Here is a 19,177-nt window from a genome sequence, read left to right on the forward strand (position 1 = left end):
CTGGGGGCCGCCTGAGCCTGCCCTGAACGTTCCGTGCCCGGGGTGTATCAGAGGGTGTCGCCACCGGCTCTGGGGTTTGCGAGGGCGGAGGGAGGGAGCGCGCATGTTCGTCGGCAGAGCGGAGGAACTCGCCCTCCTGCGTGCGGAACTACGCGCGGCCGGCGCCGGGGCCGTCAGAAGAGTGCTGGTCGAAGGACCGGAGGGGATCGGCAAGACCGCACTCATCCACCACGCACTCGACGGGGAGACGGGCGCGCGGGTACTGGCCGTCAGCGGGGAAGAGGGGGAGCGGGGGCTCCCGCTGGGGCTCATCCGCCAACTCGTTACCGAGGCGGCACGACTGGGCGCCGGGATACCGGCGGTGGCTCCGGTTGAGGGCCGGGGATCAGCGGGGGAAGCTGCACCGGTCGGGGGTCGGGGCTGCTCTGGGAGGGCGGCACCGGTCGAGGGACGGGGCTCCGCGGGGAGGGCGGCACCGTCCGGGTGCCGGGGATCGGCGGGGGAGACCGGCACCCGTCCCGGGGACACCCTGACAGAGCCGGGGGCGGGCGGGGCCGGCGTGTGCGCGGCCGGAAGAGGTCCACTCGACGCGGGGGTGTGTCTGTGTGGCGTCGGGGCGGCTTCGTGTGCTGCCGAGGCCGATCCGTGTGCCGCTGGACAGGTGGTGTGCGACCTCGTCGGGCGGCTGGCGGAGCGGGGGCTCCCGGTCCTGTTCGTCGATGATGCACAGTGGGCCGACCAGCCCTCGTTGCAGGCGCTGGGGTACGCCCTGCGGCGGGTGCGGGCCGGGCGAGTGCTCGTCCTGGTGGCCTGCCGGGACCTGGATGGCACCTGGCTGCCCGAGGGGCTGCGGCGGCTGCTCACAGGCGATGACACGGCACGGCTGACGCTCAGCGGCCTGAACGCCACCGACCTGGCCGAAATGGCCGCCCTGGCAGTCCCGGCCGCCGAGCTCGCACCGGCGGCACCGGCTACACCGGCCATCGGGTCCGGACCGGCCACCGGGTCTGTGTCGGCCGGTGGGCCGGCGTTGGCCGTATCGGCGGCCACGCTCGCGCCTGCCGTGTCGACCGCCCCACCTGCACCGGCCGATGGTCCCGCGCCAAATGGGAGGTTCGTTCCGGTTGCGGGGCCCGTGGGGGGCGCGCCTGCTCTGTTGGGTGCCGGGCCCGCGTCGGTGGCCTGTCACGTGGAGCCGGTTACGCCTGCGCGGACGGATGCGGGGCTGGGGGTGTGCCGGGCGGACGTGGACGTCATGGCGCGTGAAGCTCAGGCGGGCGGGGGTGGTGGGCTGGGGGAGGCGGCGGTGGTGCGGTTGTGGGAGCACACCCGTGGCAATCCGCTGCATGCCCGTGCCCTGCTGGAGATCGTGCCACCGGCGGTGCTCCGCGATCCGTGGGCGCGGTTGCCGGCGCCGGAGACGTACCGGCGGATCTTCGCCCGGCGGCTGCGCTCCTGCGCGCCCGCGACCAGGCGGCTGGTGGCGGCGTGCGCGGTGCTGGGCGAGGAATGCCCGCTGCACCTGGCGGCCACGGTCGCCACGGAGGTCGGCAAGCGGCTTGACGCCTTGAAGGCCGGCCAGCCGCTCGACACCTTGGAAGTCGGCAAGCAGCTTGCCGGCCTGAAGGTAGGCGAGCCGCTTGCCAACCTGGGGGTAGGCGCGCGGCTTGCCGACCTGGGTGTGAGCGCTCGGTTTGACGGCTTGGCGGTCGGTGAGCCGTCTGGTCCCTTGGTAGTCGGCGGGAGGTTTGACGGCTTGAAGGTGGGAGTGCCGCTTGCCGGTTTGGGGGTGGGTGCGCGGTTTGACGGCTTGGCGGTCGGCGGGTCGCCTGATCTCTTGGCGGTCGGTGCGCGGCCTGACGTTCTCGGGGGAGGCTGGGCGCTTGACGCGCTGGAAGAAGCAGTGGGGGCGGGGGTGTTGCGGGAACTGCCCGGCCGCATGGTCGGCTTCGCCGAGCCGTTGGCGCGGGCGGCGGCGTACGACGGGATCGGCGCTGGCTCGCGGGCGCGGTTGCACTTGGCCGCCTCGCGGGTGATCGAGGACAGCGGTGCGGTCCTGCGGCATCGTGCCGTCGCGGCGTGCGGGCCGGACGAGGCGCTGGCCGAGGAATTGTCCGGGTACGCGGCCAAGGCGGCGCAGCACGGGCTGTGGCACGAGGCCGCCGCCCACCTCGACCTGGCCGCTGGGCTCACCGAGTCGGCCGCGCGCCGCGACGAGTTGCGTACGGCCGTGCTGGAACACGTCCTCATCGGGGGCGACGTGCTCCGGGCGGCTGAGCTCGCCGCCGTGCGCAATGCCGACCCGCGCCCGGTACGCCGGTACGTGCTGGGACGGCTCGCGCTGGCCGCCGGGCGCTTCGACGAGGCGTCCGAGCTGCTGGCCGAGGCGTGGCGGCACGCGGAACCGGGTTTCGCGGCCGACGTGGCGGAGCAGCTGGCCTGGCTGGGTCTGGTCACGGGGGACCGCGTGGTTGCGGCGGACTGGGCCCGTGTGGCGATCGAGCAGCCCATCCAGGGCTCGGCCGCCAGGCCGTACGACGTGCTGGCTCTGGCAGGGGTGCCCTGCGCCGGCGCGCCGCCTGGCAGCCTCGCGGCGGCCGTGACGCTGCTGGCCCGCGATGAGCCAGGGCAGGCGCGCGCGGTGCTCGGACGCGCGGCCGGGGCCGCCGGGCCGGCGCATCACCGGTTGCTGGCCACCGCGCTGCTGGCCGTCGCCGAGCACGCCTGCGCGCGGTGGGACAAGGCGGCGGCCCATGCGGAGTACGCCTTCGCGCAGGCGGTGGCGCTCGGGCAGCGGTGGCTGCTGCCGTCCCTGGAGGTGGCCTGCGTGGCATCGCTGGCGGCCATGGGCGAGCACGTACGGGCGCTGACCCACGCCACGGAGGCCGCGGCCACAGCCCGACAGATGGGACACACGATGGGGGAACGGCAGGCCGGCCTGGCCATGGCGCTCCTGACCCCCGGCGAAGCGCTACCCGTACCACCCGTTCTGTCGGCGCCACACCTTCCGCTGGCGCGCCCCCTTCCGCCGCCGCCCTCAGGCGTATCCGGCACTTCTGCCACATCCGAGACGTCCGGGATGCCCGAGGCATCGCGTGCTTCCGGCGTGTCGGGGGTGCCCGGCTTGTCGGTGGTACTTGAAGCGTCCGGGGCGTCGGGAGCCGGGGGCGGTGGCGCAGGTGGAGGCGATTGGGGGTGGGGCGGAGGGCTGGACGTGTTCGTGCCGGACCCGCGGCCCGCCCAGATCGAGGCGCTGGTCGCGGACGGGCGGCTGGAGGAGGCGGAGCGGGCGCTGGCCGCGTTCGACAGCGAAGGGACACCGTACGACGGCGACGGGACGCACGGGCGCGGCGACAGGACGCAGCGGGGCAACGAAGAGCCGCTGTACAACGGCGACCCGGCGCGGCAGAGCAGCCAAGAGGGACGGCGCGATGGCGAAGAGGTGGGGTGGGGCAGCCGAGAGGTGTGGCGGGGTGAGGCCAGGCGTAAGGCTGAGCGGGCCCGGCTCGGTGGGTTGTTGCTGGCCGGACGGAATGCGCCGACCCAGGCCGAGGAGGCGTTCGTGCGGGCGCTCGCGCTGGTCGAAGCGGGAGTGAGCCCGCTGGAGGAAGCACGGGTGCTGCTCGACCTGGGCAGGCTGCTGCGCAGGACGGGCCGGCGCAAGGTGGCGGCCGAACGCCTGTCGGCGGCGCGGGCGATCTTCGAGCGGCTGGGTGCCCGTCCCCTGGCGGAGCGGTGTGGCAAGGAGCTGGAGGCGTGCGGGATGGAGCCGCCCGCCACGGCCCGTCTCGGCCTCACCCCGCAGGAGCTGAGCACCGCCACGCTGGTGGCCGGCGGCCTGACGAACCGGCAGATCGCCAGAGAGCTGCTCATCAGCGTCAAGACCGTCGAGTACCACATCGGCAAGATCTACACCAAGCTCGGGATCAGCTCCAGGGTGGCGCTGGCGGCGAAGCTGACGACCTGACCTGGCCCGGGGCCGGCCCAATACCAGCCCAAATCCGGCCCAAATCCGGCCCGAAGACGGGTCGGGACAGGCCGGGACTGGCTCGGCGACTGGCTCGGGAACGGCCCCGCGCCGGTCCCAACCCGGCCTCGGACCGGCCGGACCGGCCTCGGACCGGCCCCAAACTGGTCCGGGATCCGGCCCCGTCCGGTGATGGGAGAGTTACGGAGAGGGAGGTGACATCGCGGATCCGGATCGGCCACCCGGCCGATGCCTTGATCGGAACCGCATGATCATGAAAGAATTCTTCGACAGGTGTATATCCGGATGTTGGGGGTCTTCGCCCATGATCCGCGAGCCGATCGAGCGGCCTTAGGATGCCCGACGAGCTGGACGAGGCGTTCGAGCTCGGAAAGACATGTGCGACGGCCGCCGAATGCGGCAGGGACCTGCAGCGATGCGCGCAGATGTACACCGGGCTGTTCCCGCAGGCCGTCTTCGGCACGGAGTTCTTCCACGGCCTGACCCTGGCTCACGCGTTCAGCTCGCCCTGGGCCGGCGCCGGCCGGTTGCGGGTGGTCAACCGGGCGGCCCTGTGGGTGCTGGCCGTGGACCGGCACGTCGAGTACACCGCCACCACCCGCGCGCAGGTCGATCGCATGACGCGAGAATGCCTGTCCGTCGCCGAGGGGGCCGTGCCGCGCACGGCCCTCACGCGTTTCCTGGCCGACCTGCGCGACGAGATGACCACCGCAGGAGGGTTCGAGCGGCTGCAGCGGATCTGGCGCGACCAGCTCGCCGACATGCTGGTGGCGATGACCACGGCCTGGGAGTGGCGGGAGCGGCGCGCCGTCCCGACGCTCGCCCGCTACGTCGACAACGCCGACTGCCGGGGCTCCTGCTTCGTGGACCTGTCGCACTGGATCTACGCGGCCGACGACTGGTCGAAGGCGCACCTGGACGACCTGCGCACCGCGAGCAGGCAGGTGCAGCGCTACCTGCACCTGCTCGGCGACGTCGTCTCCTACCGCAGGGACATGAGCTGGGGCGATCTCAACGTGCTGGCGCTGGGCGTGGAGCGTACGGAGGTGACGGACGCGATGACGGAGCTGGCGGGCGAGGCGTGCGAACTCATCGAACGGCTCCGCCTGAACAGCCCGAAGACCGCCTCCTACCTGCGCAGACAGATCGGATTCAGCGCAGGTTTCACCGGTGTTTCGGGCTTTCGGCGGATGCCGTAACGGCCTCGTCTGAATCCATGACAGACAAACTTGACTCTAACCTTGTTAAGGCCGCGAATAACGGGGCGCTGGACGACAAACCGTGACATTTTGTTTCTTGTAAAAGATTGCGGCTTGAGTGGAAAATGTGGCGTTGCTAGGGTGTCTCCGATGCCAGGCATGTGGATCAGCCTTTTCAAAGCGCCTTGACAGGTACCACTGACCACGGCACCTCAGGGGCGGGGTTGCGCATGCGCGGGATAGGTACGGGCGGTGCTGGATGGAAGTCGGTCGCACAGACCGTTGGCGGCTGCCGACAGCGATCAAGATTCTGATCGCGGGCGGCTTCGGCGCGGGCAAGACCACGATGGTCGGCGCCGTGTCCGAAACACGGCCTCTGCGAACAGAGGAGGCCCTGACCCAGGTCGGCACGCACATCGACGACTTATCAGGCGTCGAACGCAAGCTCACCACCACCGTGGCCATGGACTTCGGCCGCATCACGATGCCCAACGACTACATGTTCTACCTGTTCGGCACCCCGGGCCAGGAGCGGTTCTGGTTCGTGTGGGACGAGCTGGCCATGGGGGCGCTGGGCGCCGTCGTGCTGGCCGACACCCGGCGCCTCGACGACTGCTTCCCGGCGGTCGACTACTTCGAGAAGCGCGGGCAGCCGTTCATCGTGGCGCTCAACTGCTTCGACGGCACCAGCCCCTTCACGGTCGGCGAGGTGCGCTCGGCGATCGGCCTGGAGCCGGACATCCCCATCGTGCGCTGCGACGCGCGCCGCAAGGACTCGGGCAGGGAGGTGCTCATCACGCTCGTCGAGCACGCGATGCGCAGAGGAGTCAGTCCCGTCGGGACCATGTCGTGACCATGACCGGCTACCTTTGACCGATGGAGGAGATCGACCGCCGGATCGTCACGCTGCTGGCCCGCGACGGCCGCATGAGCTTCACCGACCTGGCCAGGGAGACCGGGCTCTCGGTCTCAGCGGTTCACCAGCGCGTACGCCGGCTGGAGAAGCGGGGCGTGGTCCGCGGATACGCCGCGATCGTCGACCACGACGCGGTCGGCCTGCCGCTGACCGCCTTCGTGTCGATCAAGCCGATCGACCCGTCCGCGCCCGACGACGCCCCCGAGCGGCTGGCCCACCTGGCGGCCATCGAGGCGTGTCACAGCGTGGCCGGCGACGAGAGCTACATCCTCAAGGTGCGGGTGGCCTCGCCGGTGGCGCTGGAGGACCTGCTGCAGCAGATCCGCGCCTCGGCCAACGTCTCGACCCGCACCACGGTCGTGCTGAGCACCCCGTACGAGCACCGCGCCCCCGCCGTCGCCGGCGACCCCGGACCCGCCCCCGACGGCCAGGCCTGAGCGGCGACCGCTCAGCCCCCCACCCCGGCTACGCCGAACACCTCGTCGCGTACGGCGGCCAGAGCCAGCTCCAGGGCTCCGGCCAGCACCGGGTTGCCCTCGACGCTCGACAGGCGGACCGGGGGCCTGGGGATGGTGAGCGCGTGCAGCTCGTGCTCGACCAGCTCGCGCAGCGTCTCGCCGCCCGGCAGCACGACGCCGCCGGTCAGCACGATCAGCTCGGGGTCGACGACCGAGGTGATCGCCGCTAGGCCCACGGCCAGGCGGGCGGCGACGTCGCGCAGCCCGGCCCTGGCGTCGTCGGCCTGCTGCCCGGTGCCGGCCGCCGCCCGTACGGCGTTGGCGACGGCCTGGCGGAAGCCGCCGCCGCGCACGCCGTACGAGCGCAGCAGTTTCAGCACGGCGGCACCGCCGCTCAGCGCCTGGAAACCGTGGTTGGCGTAGCGGCCGGACTCGCGCGCCGTCGGCGCGCCGGGGATCGGCATGTAGCCCACCTCACCCGCCCCGCCCGTGGCGCCCCTGTGCATCCGCCCGTCCAGCACGATGGCGCAGCCGATGCCGCTGTCGGCCCACAGCAGCACGAAGTCGCGGTGCCCGCGGGCCGCGCCGTGCGCGCGCTCTGCCGCCGCGACCAGGTTGACGTTGTTCTCCACGGCCACGGGCACGCCGAGGCCGGAGCTGAGGGCGGGCACCAGGCCGGGCAGTTGCCAGCCCGGCACGTCCTTCGCGGCGGCGTACCCGAGTCGGCCGGTGGAGGGGTCGACGGCGGCCTGCACGCCGATCACGACGCGGCTCAGGGGGCCGGGCGGGTCGGTGCCGCGCAGCGCGGCCGACAGCCGCTCGACCAGGTCGCCACGCGGGCGGCCGGGGGTCGGCAGCACGTGCTCGCCGACCACCGTGCCGGTCAGGTCGGCCACCCTGGCTTCGATCCGCCCGGGGGTGACGTCGAGGGCGCCCACGTACGCCGCCGCGGGGTTGATCCGGTAGACCTCGGCCGTACGGCCGGGCAGCCCCTCCCTGACCCCGTCCAGCACGACGAGCCCCGCCCGCTGGAGCCGGAGCAGGAGCTGGGAGGCGGTGGGCTTGGACAGCCCCGTCAGCGCGCCGATCTCGGGACGGGTCAGGGGGCCCCGCTCGATGAGGGCGCGCAGGGCGGCGCGATCATTGATGGCGCGTAGCAGACTGGGAGTCCCCGGGACCGGGCCGCTCACGGCATGTCTCCTTCTTCGTCGTTAGGAAACTTTCCTAACTAAATGTGACGATAAAAAGAGCTGTGGCCGCAGGTCAAGGGGCGCGACCAAGACGTGACCGGGGCCAGGGAAAGCCCGGGGAAGGGGGAAAGTGATGAGAGTGCCTCGACAGGCATGCTAATGTCGTCGTTTGTCGTAACAACAAGCAGAATGGCCCGGAGTGTCCCATTAACCACATTAACGGTCAGGCGGCAACTCGTCAAACGGAGCTCGCCAGGGAGCAGACGTACGTCACCACCCTGTACGACCGCCTCGACACCCTGCGTGAACGAACCCAGCGGCAGCTCAAAGAGGTGCTCGCCGCCGGCGCCGTCGGCACGATGCAGAACATGTCCGAGCGCGACGCGTTCGCCGAGATGCACGCCACCCGCCTCGCCCGGCTCTGGGCCGTCGAGCGCGGCCTGGTCTTCGGCCGGCTCGATCACACCGACGAGGGCCGGCTCTACATCGGCAAGCTCGGCCTGACCGACGACGAGCAGCACCGCCTGCTCATCGACTGGCGGGCCCCCGTGGCGCAGCCGTTCTACCGCGCCACCCCGTCGGCGCCCATGGGCGTGACCAGGCGCCGCCACCTGCAGACCAAGGGCCGCGACGTCGTCGGCGTGGACGACGACCTGCTCGACCTCGACTCGCTCACCGACGACGACCGCGCCACGCTCAACGGTGAGGCCGCGCTGCTGGCCGCGCTCGACGAGCGGCGCACCGGCCGCATGCGCGACATCGTCGCCACCATCCAGTCCGAGCAGGACCGCGTCATCCGCAGCGACCTCAACGGCGTGCTCGTGGTCCAGGGCGGACCCGGCACCGGCAAGACCGTCGTGGCCCTGCACCGGGCCGCCTACCTGCTCTACACCCACCGCCAGCGGCTCGAACGCCGCGGCGTGCTCATCCTCGGGCCCAACCTCACCTTCCTGCGCTACATCGAGCAGGTCCTGCCCTCCCTCGGCGAGACCGACGTGCTGCTGTCCACCGTCGGCGAGCTCTACCCCGGCGTCACGGCCACCGCCAGGGAACGGCCCGAGGTGGCCGCGCTCAAGGGCGACCCGCGGATGGCCGACGTGATCGCCAAGGCCGTGCGCGACCGGCAGAAGATCCCCCGCCAGCCCATCGAGGTGACGCTCGGCCGGATCACGCTCACCATCGACCGCCCCATGCTGGAGGCGGCCAGGAACAAGGCCACCCGCTCGCGCCGCCCGCACAACCAGGCCCGCGCCGTCTTCGTCCGCTCGCTGCTCAACGCCCTGGCCAGGCAGCAGGCCCGCAAGATCGGCAAGGGGCTCATCGACGAGGAGGAGCTCGCCGACCTGCGCGAGGAGCTGCGCACCGAGCCGGTGATCAAGTCCGCGCTCAACCGGCTCTGGCCGTACCTGACGCCGCAGCGCCTCCTGCTCGGCCTGTACGGCTCCCCCGAACGCCTCGGCGCCGCCGGCTCCGCCCTGACCCCCGAGGAGCGCCGCCTCCTGCGCCGCGACGGCGCCCGCGCGGGGGAGTGGACCGAGTCCGACGTCCCCCTGCTCGACGAGGCCGCCGAACTGCTCGGCGAGATCGACGAGCACGTGCTGCGCGCCAGCGCGATGCAGGCGGAGGAGGAGCTGGCCGCCGCCCGCCAGGCCGAGCAGAGCGAGCGCGAGGCCGAGATCGCCTACGCCCGCGAGGTCCTGGAGCTGACGGGCCTGTCCGACGTCGTGGAGGCCGAACGGCTGGCCGAGCGCCAGCGCGGCGACGGCCCCTACCTCACCACCGCCGAACGCGCCGCCGCCGACCGCACCTGGGCCTACGGCCACGTGATCGTGGACGAGGCGCAGGAGCTGTCGCCGATGGCGTGGCGGGCCGTCATGCGGCGCTGCCCGACCCGGTCGATGACGATCGTCGGCGACATCGCCCAGACCGGCTCGGCCGCCGGGGCCCGTTCGTGGGAGGAGGTGCTCGACCCGTACGTGGCCGGGCGCTGGCGCCAGGAGCGGCTGAGCGTCAACTACCGCACCCCGGTCGAGCTGATGGCCGTGGCCGCCCGCGTCCTGGCCACCATCGACCCCGCCCTGCGCGCCCCCGACTCCGTGCGCGAGGTGGACGCGCGGCCGTGGGCCGCGCCGCTCTCCGCGCTGCCCGCCCTGGTCAAGGCGGAGACGGACGAGGGCGGCAAGGTCGCCGTGGTCGTGCCCGACGCGCTGCTGACCACCCTCGGCGAGCGGATCGCCGCGGCCGTGCCCGGCACCGTCGTCGTCTCGCCGGGCGCCGCCCGGGCCAAGGGCGCCGAGGCCCTGGACGCGCCCGTCGCGGTCATGGGCGTGACCGACGCCAAGGGGCTGGAGTTCGACTCCGTCATCGTGGCCGAGCCCGACCTCATCGCCGCCCAGTCGCCACGCGGTCCCAGCGACCTGTATGTTGCTCTCACGCGTGCGACACAGCGGCTCGGGGTCGTCCACGAGCGGCCGCTGTCGCCCGCGCTGCGGGACTTGCCAAGCCGCTCGCCGGTGCCCGCTAATGGGCTTTGACCGGCTTTACAGCCACCGGCCAAACATGTCCTACCTGCGAAAACTTGATGTTTCTGCTGATCGGGACACGGTTGACATCTGAGGTGGAGTCGGTAGTTTGCTGCGCAGTCCAGCACGGGACTTGGCCGGTTGGCCGTCTCTGACATCGCCGGATCCTGCGTCCGTGACGGAGTGTGACTTCGTCCACACAGCCAGGTGCAGGGCCGTCGGTCCGTCGAGTCGGGGCACCCCAACCGGGCGGGGGGTTGGACCCGGGACGGGTCCGGGAGCCCAGTAGACAACGGAATTCCGAGCTCGCCGCCGACGAGACGGGTCCGGTCCGAAGGGTTCCCGGGCCCTCTTCCCGTTCTCGTGCGCCGGACCGACATCGCGCCGGGTGATCCCGTTCAGCCACGGGATCACCCCGCCGCTCCGCTTCCGCCCTGAGCCGATAATCCGATCACCCGTGGCGCGCCGGACCTGAGCGCGGCCGCGGGGCGGTAGCGTTTTCGCCAGCAGGCATTGTGAGCGAGCTTCGTGAGCAGGGCTCGTGAGCGGGCTCTGTGAACAGGCTTCGTGACATGGCGAGGAGACCCCGGAGTGGTTCAGGAGACAACGAGCCCACCGCCCGCGGCCGGGCACGCCTCCGACGGGGCGGCGCGGCCGGGCGCGCGATGGGTGCTGCCGGGCCGGATCGCCGCGGCCGTCGCCGGCGGCCTGGCCCTCTTCGCGGCCTTCCCGCCGCTCGGCTGGTGGCCGTGTGCTCCCCTGGGCATCGCCCTCGTCATCGGCTCCCTGTACGGCACCCGCGCCAGGCGGGCGGCCTGGCTCGGCTACCTGGCCGCCGCCGTGTTCCTGCTGCCCGCCCTCGCCTGGGTGCGCACCATCGGCGACGACGTGTGGTTCATGCTGGTCGCCACCGAGTGCTTCTTCTACGCCGCCATGGCCGCGCTGGCCGCGCCCGTGTTCCGGCTGCGGGGCTGGCCGCTGTGGTTCGCCGGCCTGTGGGTGCTCATGGAGTGGGCCCGCAGCCTGGTGCCCATCGGCGGGTTCCCCTGGGCCCGGGTGGCCTTCAGCCAGGGCGAGACCCCGTACACGCCGTATGCCGCGCTGGGCGGCGTGCCGCTGGTGTCGTTCGCCGTCGCGCTGAGCGCCGGCCTGCTGGCGCAGGCCGTGCTGAGCCGCCGCGCCGCCCCGCCGGCCGTGCTGACCCGCCTGGCCGGCTCGTCGGCCGCCGTGCTCGGCAGGGCCGTTCCGGTCGCGCTGGCGCTGCTCGTTCCCGCTCTGACGTTCGCGCTGCCCAGGCCGGGTGACGAGGGCCGCAGCGTCAACGTCGGCATCGTGCAGGGCAACGTCCCGGGCCGGGGCATGTACGCGCTCGGCGACGAGCCCGCCGTCGTGCTGCGCAACCACGCCACCGAGACCAAGCGGCTGGCCCAGGCCGTACGCGACGGCAAACTCCTCAAGCCCGACATCGTCGTCCTGCCGGAAAACTCCACCGACATCGACCCCTACCGCGACGAATACGCCCGCCAGATCATCCAGGACGCCGTCTCCGACGTCGGCGTGCCCACACTCGTCGGGGCCGTCGTCGCGATCGGCAGCGACGAACGCGCCACCCGCAGCCTGGTCTGGGACCCGGTGACCGGGGCCGGTGCCTACTACGACAAGCAGAATCTGGTGCCGTTCGGCGAATACACGCCGTTCAAGGACCTCGTGCTGGCGCTGTGGGATCGGGCGAGCCTGGTCGGCAGGCAGTCGGTCCCCGGCGACAAACCGGGCGACCTGAAGATGGGGCCGGTCACGATCGGCGCGGTCAACTGCTACGAGGTCGCCTACGACGACACCGTGCGCGAGACCGTCCGCGCCGGCGGCACCCCGATCGTCGTGCAGACCAACAACGCCAGCTACGCCGAGTCCAACCTGCCGCCGCAGCAGCTCGCCATGTCGCAACTGCGCGCCGTCGAGCACAACCGGGCCGTCGTGACCGCCGCCACCACGGGAATCTCGGCATACGTGACACCTGACGGTAAGGTCTCCTGGCAGACTCGCGAACTTGTCCCTGACATGAACGTGGTCAAGGTGCCCGTCCGCACGCAGGAAACGATCGCCACCAAGGTGGGCGTCCTGCCCGAATGGGCACTGATGGTGATGGGAGCGGCGGCGGCCGGAGTCGCCGTGTGGCGAGGCAGGCGGCGAGGCGATCGGATGAGGAACGACGGATGATGGAGACTCTCGGCCGGGTGCTCGTCGTCGTGCCCACCTACAACGAGCGCGACAACCTGCCGGCGATCGTCGAACGGGTGCGCGCCGCCGTCCCCGAGGCCCACGTGCTCGTGGCCGACGACAACAGCCCCGACGGCACCGGCGAGGTCGCCGACGAGCTCGCCGACGCCGACGACCAGGTGCACGTCCTGCACCGGCCGGGCAAGCAGGGCCTCGGAGCCGCCTACATCGCCGGGTTCCGCTGGGGCTTGCAGGAGGGCTACGACGTCCTGGTCGAGATGGACGCCGACGGCTCCCACCAGCCCGAGGAGCTGCCCAAACTGCTGGAGGCGCTGGCCGACGGCGCCGACCTGGCCATCGGCTCGCGCTACGTGCCCGGCGGCAAGGTGGTCAACTGGCCGCAGCGGCGCGAGCTGCTGTCCAAAGGGGCCAACATCTACACCCGCGTCATGCTCGGCCTGCCCGTACGCGACGCGACCGCCGGCTTCCGCGCCTACCGCGCCGCCACGCTGGAGAAGGTGGGGCTGTCCGGGGTGGAGTCGCAGGGCTACTGCTTCCAGGTCGACCTGACCCTGCGCACGTCCCGGCACGGGCTGCGGGTGGTGGAGGTGCCCATCACGTTCGTGGAGCGGACGGTGGGCAAGAGCAAGATGAACGGCAAGGTCATGTCCGAGGCGCTGTGGCGGATCGGGCTGTGGGGCGTCACGGGGCTCCCCAAACGCCTCAAGGGCAACCCCAGATCCTGACGGCCTGATCGACGGCGACGCTGGACCACGGCGGCCGACTGCGGGCGCGGCCCGGGACCGGAGCCCGGACTGGAACCCGGGACTGGAAACCCTGGACTGGGTCCGGGATGTCCCTGATTCGTGGGCCATGCCGGAACGCTCGGCGGGTTCCGGGCGTTGTCACTGCTGTAAGGCGCGCGCGCGATGTGCGGAATCGAGGAAACGATGCGGCTGCTGCTCTTCCTGGCTTTCCTGGTCGTCCCGATCCTGGAGATCTGGCTGCTGATCCAGATCGGGTCGGTGATCGGCGGGCCCGCCACCATCGCCCTGCTCATCGCCGACAGCCTCCTGGGCGCCTGGCTGGTCCGCCGCGAGGGACGCCGGGCCTGGCGGGTGCTGCAGGACGCGATCAAGTCCGGCCGCATGCCCGACCGCGAGCTGGCCGACGGCGGCATCATCCTGGTGGGCGGCACCCTGCTGCTGACCCCGGGCTTCTTCCTCGACGTGTTCGGCTTCCTGTGCCTGATCCCGTTCACCCGGCCGATGATGCGCCGCCTGGGCGCGTACTTCTTCGAGCGCCGGATCAAGAAGATGGCCGCCTCCTCGCCGTACGCGGGACTCTTCCCGCCGTCCACCGGCTTCCCCGGCCAGGACGCGGGCCCGTACGCCGACAGAGACGCGCAGGCGGGCGCGCCGCAGGGCGGCCGGGTGGTGCACGGCGAGGTGATCCGCGAGGACCGCGACTCCGCGTCCTGAGGGCCTGTGGGACCCTTATGATCATCGGGTGCGTTCACGGGGTTTCTTATCGATCGTGCTCGTGATCAGCCTGACGGCCGGGTGTGGGGGACAGGCGGCTCCGCCATCCGCTGAGGCGGTGGCCCGGCTGGCGGAAGACTCGGCGGGAGTGCGGATCGCCAAGCGGGTCTGGCTGGACTACGGTCAGGCGATGCCCACACCTCGGGCTGAGGACGACCTCATCGTGCCGGTCGACATCGGCGAATACAGCGAGAGCCGGACCACCGGGGTCATGCGGCTCGGCGTGGATGCCTCCGACCTGACCACGACCTTCCACCGGACCAACGTCCCCGAAGAGCTGAAGGGCCTCGTACCGGACGATCTGTCGTCGATGACGACCAGGGCGATCTCGATCGGCGGCTCCGGCACCTACGAGCATCGGGCCGGCCGGAAGGACGTTCCGGCCGGCAAGACCTGGCTGCACCACAACGGGAGCGGATGCGGAGCGGCAGCGCGCGCCGTCGGATCACTCGACCTGCGGGCGATCCTGTCGCCCGAGGTGCTGCGGAAGCTCACGGCACCCGCTTCCTCTCCCGAAGAGGTCATCGACGGGGTCGCCACCGTCCTGCACGCCGGGAGCGCCCCGCAGAGCGAGTTCGGCGGGCAGGGCCCGGGCGATGACCCCGTCACCCTCGCGGTGCTGCGCGAGCGGTTCCGCTCGGTGGAGGTCTCATGGCGGTTGTGGGTCGGGCCGGACGGGCTTCCCCGCCGGCTCCGCCTTGAGGCGGCCATGCCCGCGGCCGGGAAGGGCATGCCCAAGACCTCCGTGACCGAGATCGACTTCACTGGCTGGGGAAGTGACATCGCCATCGTGCCCCCGCCAGGGGAGCAGGTGCACGAGACCGGCAGTTGCCTCGCCGCGGAACCCCGGTGACCTCCCGTCACGCCCTCCGCTCCGATAGGGAGGACTCAGGGGCACGGGTGGGTTTTCCCAGGCAAGACAAAACCCCCGGGCGGCCGGCCCGGGGGTTTCACCGTGAGAGTAGGTCAGGCGCTCTTGCGACGCTGAGCCCGCAGCACAGCAAGCCGCTCGTTGAGCACCTCTTCAAGATCTTCGATGGACCGCCGCTCCAGGAGCATGTCCCAGTGTGTCCGCGGGGGCTTGGTCTTCTTGGACTCCGGCTGCTCGCCGTCCACGCGGACCGCGGTCGCGCCGCACATGCGGCATTCCCAAGTCGCGGGAATCTCGGCCTCTGCGGCAAGCGGAACCTCGAAATGATGGCCCTTCGGACAGGTGTAGGACACCTCCTGGCGCGGGGCCAGATCCGTGTTACGGTCGTTCTCGTAGCTGGTTGCCCCGAGCCGGGTGCCACGAAGTGCGCGCTCGCCCATGTCTAAATGCCTCCTACAGGGCCCCCTTGCGTGGGGGGTCTGTCTCCCACGGTGTCTAACGCTTGGTACCGTGATGGGATTCCCACCTGCGGGGTGATCCAATCGCGGTTGGCGCCTCGGTTCTTCACATGATCGTCGATCAAGCCCGCACGCTGGGGTTTCGTGTCCGGTCCGCGGCTTTTCCCGCGATCAGCGGGCCCAAGGCGGGCTGTCGCCCATTTTCTGGTAGTAGCGCGCCAAATGGCTTTTGACCCGGTCTACTTCGTCGGCGGGCAGATCGATGCCGCCACGGGCGCCCTGCATGATGTTGCCCGCGGCCATCACGGCACGTGGTACAGCCTTCAGCCGACCGCCGATGACGTCGGCGATCAGCAGCTTGTAACTGCCGAAGTTCCCGGGCTTGTCGCCGTCGTACCAGACGTGGGCGTCCCGGTACGCGGCGTCCGGCTCGTCCTCGGCATCCGCCCAGTCACGCACCCGCTTCTCAGCCGCGTCACCGTCCCACTCACGGTCACGGTCGGCCAAGGGCAGATCTTGGAACCTGGTGACAGTCATGCCCTCCGACTACCCGGTCCGGGTCGGGCAAACGAAGTCCTCGAAAACCTTTGCCAACTCGCTGCCCCTCGGCCCGCAGGCCAGATGCCGACGCGGGTCGGGATATCTGTGCAGGTCAGACGCCCGCGCAGGCCGGGCGTTGGCGGGGCCGGAGGTGTGCGCGGCGGGGCGCTTGTGTGGGCGGGATGTTGGTGTAGGTGAGTCGCGCGGGTCAGCCGCGGGTGCGGGTCGGGCGGTCTGTGCAGTTCAGATGGCTGCGCAGGCCGGGCGCTGGCGCGGTTGGAAGTCTGCGAGGCCGGGCGCTCGTGGGGGCCGGACGCCGGTGTAGGTGAGTTGCCGGTGCGGGCGAGACGCCCGTGCGGGTCAGCAACCCGTGGGGGTCAGAGGCCGGTGTGGACCAGAGGCCGCACGTGGGTTGGACGCTTGCACCGGGTCGGACGCCCCAGGTTGGATGCCTGCCCGGGTCGGGCGCCCGCCCGGGGTGGGCACCCGGGCAGGGCTCACGCCGACACAGGGGGCGACTGGTGCGGGTCAGACGTCGGCCAGGAGGATTGCCGGGTTCTCCACGCAGTCGGCCACGTGGCGGAGGAAGCCGCCGGCGGTGCCGCCGTCGCAGACCCGGTGGTCGAAGGTGAAGGAGAGCTGGGTGATCTTGCGGGCGGTGACGACTCCACCGGTCACCCAGGGGCGGTCGATGATGCGGCCCACGCCCAGCAGGGCCGCCTCGGGGTGGTTGATGATCGGGGTGGAGCCGTCCACGCCGAAGACGCCGTAGTTGTTGAGCGTGAACGTGCCGCCGGTCAGCGCCTGCGGAGACAGCCTGCCCGCACGGGCCAGGGCCGTCAGCCTGGTCAGTTCGGCGGCGAGCTCGGCGGTCGTCATCAGGTGGGCGTCGCGGATCACCGGCACGACGAGGCCGCGGTCGGTCTGGGCGGCGAAGCCCAGGTTGACGTGACCGTACCGGACGATCTCGGACCGGTCGGTGTCCACGGAGGAGTTCAGCTCGGGGAAGCGGCGCAGACCGTCCACGCAGATGCGGGCCAGCAGGGCCAGCAGGCCGATGCCGAGGTCGGGACGGGACCGCTTGAGGGCGTCCCTGGCCGCCAGTAGGTCGGTGGCGTCCACGTCCACCCAGGTCGTGGCGTCGGGGATCTCGGCCCGGCTGCGACTCAGCTTCTCGGCCACGGCCCGCCGCAGGCCACGCAATGGGATTCGCTCGTCCACCAGCCCCCTTGTCCGGGAGCCCGGGACATCGTCGGCGGTGGCGGTGGCGGTGGCGGTGGCGGTGGCGGTGGGGACGGGAGCGGGGGCCTGCGGGGTCGTCCGCGCGGAGATGACATGCGCGGGGGAGGGTTGCGAGGGAACGGTTCGCGATGAAATGGCCTGCTCGCCGACGGTCTGCTCGGCGATGGCTTGTTCGATGTCGCGTCGCAGGATCACGGCGTGCGGGCCGGTGGGGGTGATGTCGGCCAGGTCGATGCCGTGGTCGCGGGCCATCCGGCGGACCAGCGGCGAGATCACCCGTGGCGCCTGGGACGCGGCCGCGAACGCCACCGACTCAGCCGCACCACGAAGGTCGGCGCGATGGTCGCCCCCGGGCCGGTCACTGATGGGACGGTCGCCCACAGGGCGGTCGGCGGCGGTGTGCGGGCTTGCGGGGTGCTTGGCTCGGCGGCTGCCGGTCGTGGGGTGGTCGTCGTTTGTGGGGTGGCCGGTCATCGCATGGGTGTTTGTCGGGTGGGGGGTGCGGCGGCGTCGGGTGCCTGGGGTGTGGCCGGTGCCGTAGCCGATCAGGACGTTGCCGGAGCCTGCCCGTTCCTCCTCCCGGTACTGCGCCGCCGCCCCGGCGCCCGGCTCAGGCTGGTCGGTGGTGGCTGTGGGTGGGCCGATCTCGATCAGGGGGAGGCCCACCGACAGGACGGTGCCGGGGGCGGCGTGCAGGGCCAGGACGGTGCCCGCGTACGGGACCGGCACGTCCACCGCGGCCTTCGCGGTCTCGACCTCCACCACGATCTGGTCGACCTCGACCGTGTCCCCGACGGAGACCTTCCACTCGAGGATCTCGGCCTCGGTCAGCCCCTCGCCGAGGTCCGGCAGGTGGAACACCTGCCGCGCGGCCGTCGCCGTCATGACGCCGCCTCTTCGCGTCGAAGGTGCAGCACGTCCGGCCGGTCGTCGAACTGCAGCCGGTCCACCGTGTCCAGGACGCGATCGACGTCCGGCAGGTGCGAGTGCTCAAGTTTCGGCGGCGGGTACGGGATGTCGAAACCCGTGACCCGCAGCACCGGCGCGGCCAGGGAGTGGAAGCAGCGCTCCTGGACGCGGGCCGCGATCTCGGCGCCCACCCCGGCGAACCCCTGCGCCTCCTGGATCACCACGCACCGCCCGGTCCTGCGTACGGACGCCATGACGCTCTCGTCGTCGAACGGGACGATCGTCCGCAGATCCACCACCTCCAGGGACCGGCCTTCCGCGGCCGCCGCCTCGGCGGCCTGCAGCGCCACCGGCACGCCGGGGCCGTAGGCGACGAGCGTGGCGTCGCTGCCCGCGCGCCGCACGACCGCCCGCCCGAACCCCGGCGCGCGCCGCTCACCGGGTGTGAAGCTGGATTTGGACCAGTACAGCCGCTTCGGCTCCATGAAGATCACCGGGTCGGGGTCGGCGATGGCGTCGCGGAGCAGCCAGTACGCATCCTCGACCGTGGCGGGCGTGACGACCTTCAGCCCGGGGGTGTGGGCGTAGTACGCCTCGCTGGAGTCGCAGTGGTGCTCGACCCCGCCGATGCCGCCCGCGAACGGGATGCGGATCACCATGGGCAGTGACAGCAGGCCCCGGGTGCGGTTACGGGTCTTGGCCACGTGCGAGACGATCTGCTCGAAGGCCGGATAGGCGAAGGCATCGAACTGCATCTCGACCACGGGACGGAACCCGCCCATCGCCATGCCCACGGCCAGCCCCACGATCCCGGACTCGGCGAGCGGGGTGTCGAAGCACCGTTCCTCGCCGAACTCCCTGGTCAGGCCGTCGGTGACGCGGAAGACCCCGCCCAGCGGGCCGACGTCCTCGCCGAAGACCAGCACCCGCTCGTCCTCGCGCATCGCGTCCCGCAGGGCGGCGTTCAACGCCTGCCCCATCGACATCGACGTGGACGCGGAGGTACGCATCGACGGTTCCGGCTCCGGCTTCGGCTTCTGCGTAGGCGTCGATGGCGTGGGCGTCGATCGCGCCGGCCGCGGGCCCGGTGCGGGCTCGGGCACCGATACGGACACTGCATCGGACA

14 protein-coding genes are annotated in these 19,177 nt (G+C 71.7%); 9 read left to right on the plus strand and 5 right to left on the minus strand.

Going from position 1 to position 19,177, the window contains the following annotated elements; translation table 11 throughout:
* The first annotated feature begins 103 nt into the window (after positions 1-103).
* The 4 genes from AB0C27_RS13325 (at position 104) to AB0C27_RS13340 (ending at position 6,540) form a co-directional block, all read left to right on the plus strand.
* The gene (locus tag AB0C27_RS13325) at positions 104-3,967 is read left to right on the plus strand and encodes an AAA family ATPase (RefSeq protein WP_357842429.1); all 3,864 of its coding nucleotides are present in this window, start codon (positions 104-106) and stop codon (positions 3,965-3,967) included.
* Between the two features lie 356 nt (positions 3,968-4,323).
* On the plus strand, positions 4,324-5,187 hold the full coding sequence (locus AB0C27_RS13330) for a terpene synthase family protein (protein WP_357842432.1): 864 nt from the start codon (positions 4,324-4,326) through the stop codon (positions 5,185-5,187).
* Positions 5,188-5,446: 259 nt separating this feature from the next.
* Positions 5,447-6,040: an ATP/GTP-binding protein gene (locus AB0C27_RS13335; protein WP_357842435.1), complete on the plus strand. Its 594-nt coding sequence runs from the start codon at positions 5,447-5,449 to the stop codon at positions 6,038-6,040.
* Positions 6,041-6,063: 23 nt separating this feature from the next.
* A complete protein-coding gene (locus AB0C27_RS13340) occupies positions 6,064-6,540 on the plus strand; it encodes an Lrp/AsnC family transcriptional regulator (RefSeq protein ID WP_357842438.1) in 477 nt (158 codons plus the stop codon).
* An 11-nt stretch (positions 6,541-6,551) separates the two neighbouring features.
* Here AB0C27_RS13340 and AB0C27_RS13345 read toward each other — a convergent pair whose 3' ends face one another.
* Positions 6,552-7,751: an ROK family transcriptional regulator gene (locus AB0C27_RS13345; protein ID WP_357842441.1), complete on the minus strand. Its 1,200-nt coding sequence runs from the start codon at positions 7,749-7,751 to the stop codon at positions 6,552-6,554.
* A gap of 368 nt (positions 7,752-8,119) precedes the next feature.
* Here AB0C27_RS13345 and AB0C27_RS13350 point away from each other — a divergent pair, with 368 nt between their 5' ends.
* The 5 genes from AB0C27_RS13350 (at position 8,120) to AB0C27_RS13370 (ending at position 14,884) form a co-directional block, all read left to right on the plus strand.
* Positions 8,120-10,285, plus strand: a complete 2,166-nt coding sequence (locus tag AB0C27_RS13350) for an ATP-binding domain-containing protein (RefSeq protein WP_357842444.1) — start codon at positions 8,120-8,122, stop codon at positions 10,283-10,285.
* Between the two features lie 579 nt (positions 10,286-10,864).
* Complete coding sequence (gene lnt / locus AB0C27_RS13355) at positions 10,865-12,490, plus strand: apolipoprotein N-acyltransferase (protein ID WP_357842447.1); 1,626 nt, start codon at positions 10,865-10,867, stop codon at positions 12,488-12,490.
* Positions 12,487-13,236 (plus strand): polyprenol monophosphomannose synthase, encoded by a 750-nt coding sequence (locus AB0C27_RS13360; protein ID WP_357842450.1) that lies wholly within the window; start codon positions 12,487-12,489, stop codon positions 13,234-13,236. Before lnt ends, AB0C27_RS13360 begins: the two co-directional genes overlap by 4 nt.
* Positions 13,237-13,419: 183 nt before the next feature.
* On the plus strand, positions 13,420-13,971 hold the full coding sequence (locus AB0C27_RS13365; RefSeq protein ID WP_357842453.1) for an FxsA family protein: 552 nt from the start codon (positions 13,420-13,422) through the stop codon (positions 13,969-13,971).
* Between the two features lie 28 nt (positions 13,972-13,999).
* Positions 14,000-14,884 carry a hypothetical protein gene (locus AB0C27_RS13370; protein ID WP_357842455.1) on the plus strand — a complete coding sequence of 295 codons (885 nt, stop codon included), beginning with the start codon at positions 14,000-14,002 and terminating at the stop codon, positions 14,882-14,884.
* 113 nt (positions 14,885-14,997) lie between these two features.
* On the opposite strand, the gene AB0C27_RS13375 is transcribed toward AB0C27_RS13370, so the two are convergent.
* From AB0C27_RS13375 to AB0C27_RS13390, 4 genes are all read right to left on the minus strand, one after another.
* On the minus strand, positions 14,998-15,342 hold the full coding sequence (locus AB0C27_RS13375) for an RNA polymerase-binding protein RbpA (protein WP_090931221.1): 345 nt from the start codon (positions 15,340-15,342) through the stop codon (positions 14,998-15,000).
* 189 nt (positions 15,343-15,531) lie between these two features.
* On the minus strand, positions 15,532-15,867 hold the full coding sequence (locus AB0C27_RS13380) for a hypothetical protein (RefSeq protein ID WP_357842459.1): 336 nt from the start codon (positions 15,865-15,867) through the stop codon (positions 15,532-15,534).
* Between the two features lie 561 nt (positions 15,868-16,428).
* Positions 16,429-18,027 (minus strand): dihydrolipoamide acetyltransferase family protein, encoded by a 1,599-nt coding sequence (locus AB0C27_RS13385; protein WP_357842461.1) that lies wholly within the window; start codon positions 18,025-18,027, stop codon positions 16,429-16,431.
* Positions 18,024-19,061, minus strand: coding sequence for an alpha-ketoacid dehydrogenase subunit beta (locus AB0C27_RS13390; protein WP_357842464.1), 1,038 nt, complete (start codon positions 19,059-19,061; stop codon positions 18,024-18,026). Before AB0C27_RS13390 ends, AB0C27_RS13385 begins: the two co-directional genes overlap by 4 nt.
* Positions 19,062-19,177: the final 116 nt, after the last annotated feature.

Origin of the sequence: Nonomuraea sp. NPDC048882, assembly GCF_040649755.1 — a bacterium.
Taxonomy (GTDB): Bacteria; Actinomycetota; Actinomycetes; order Streptosporangiales; family Streptosporangiaceae; genus Nonomuraea; species Nonomuraea maheshkhaliensis.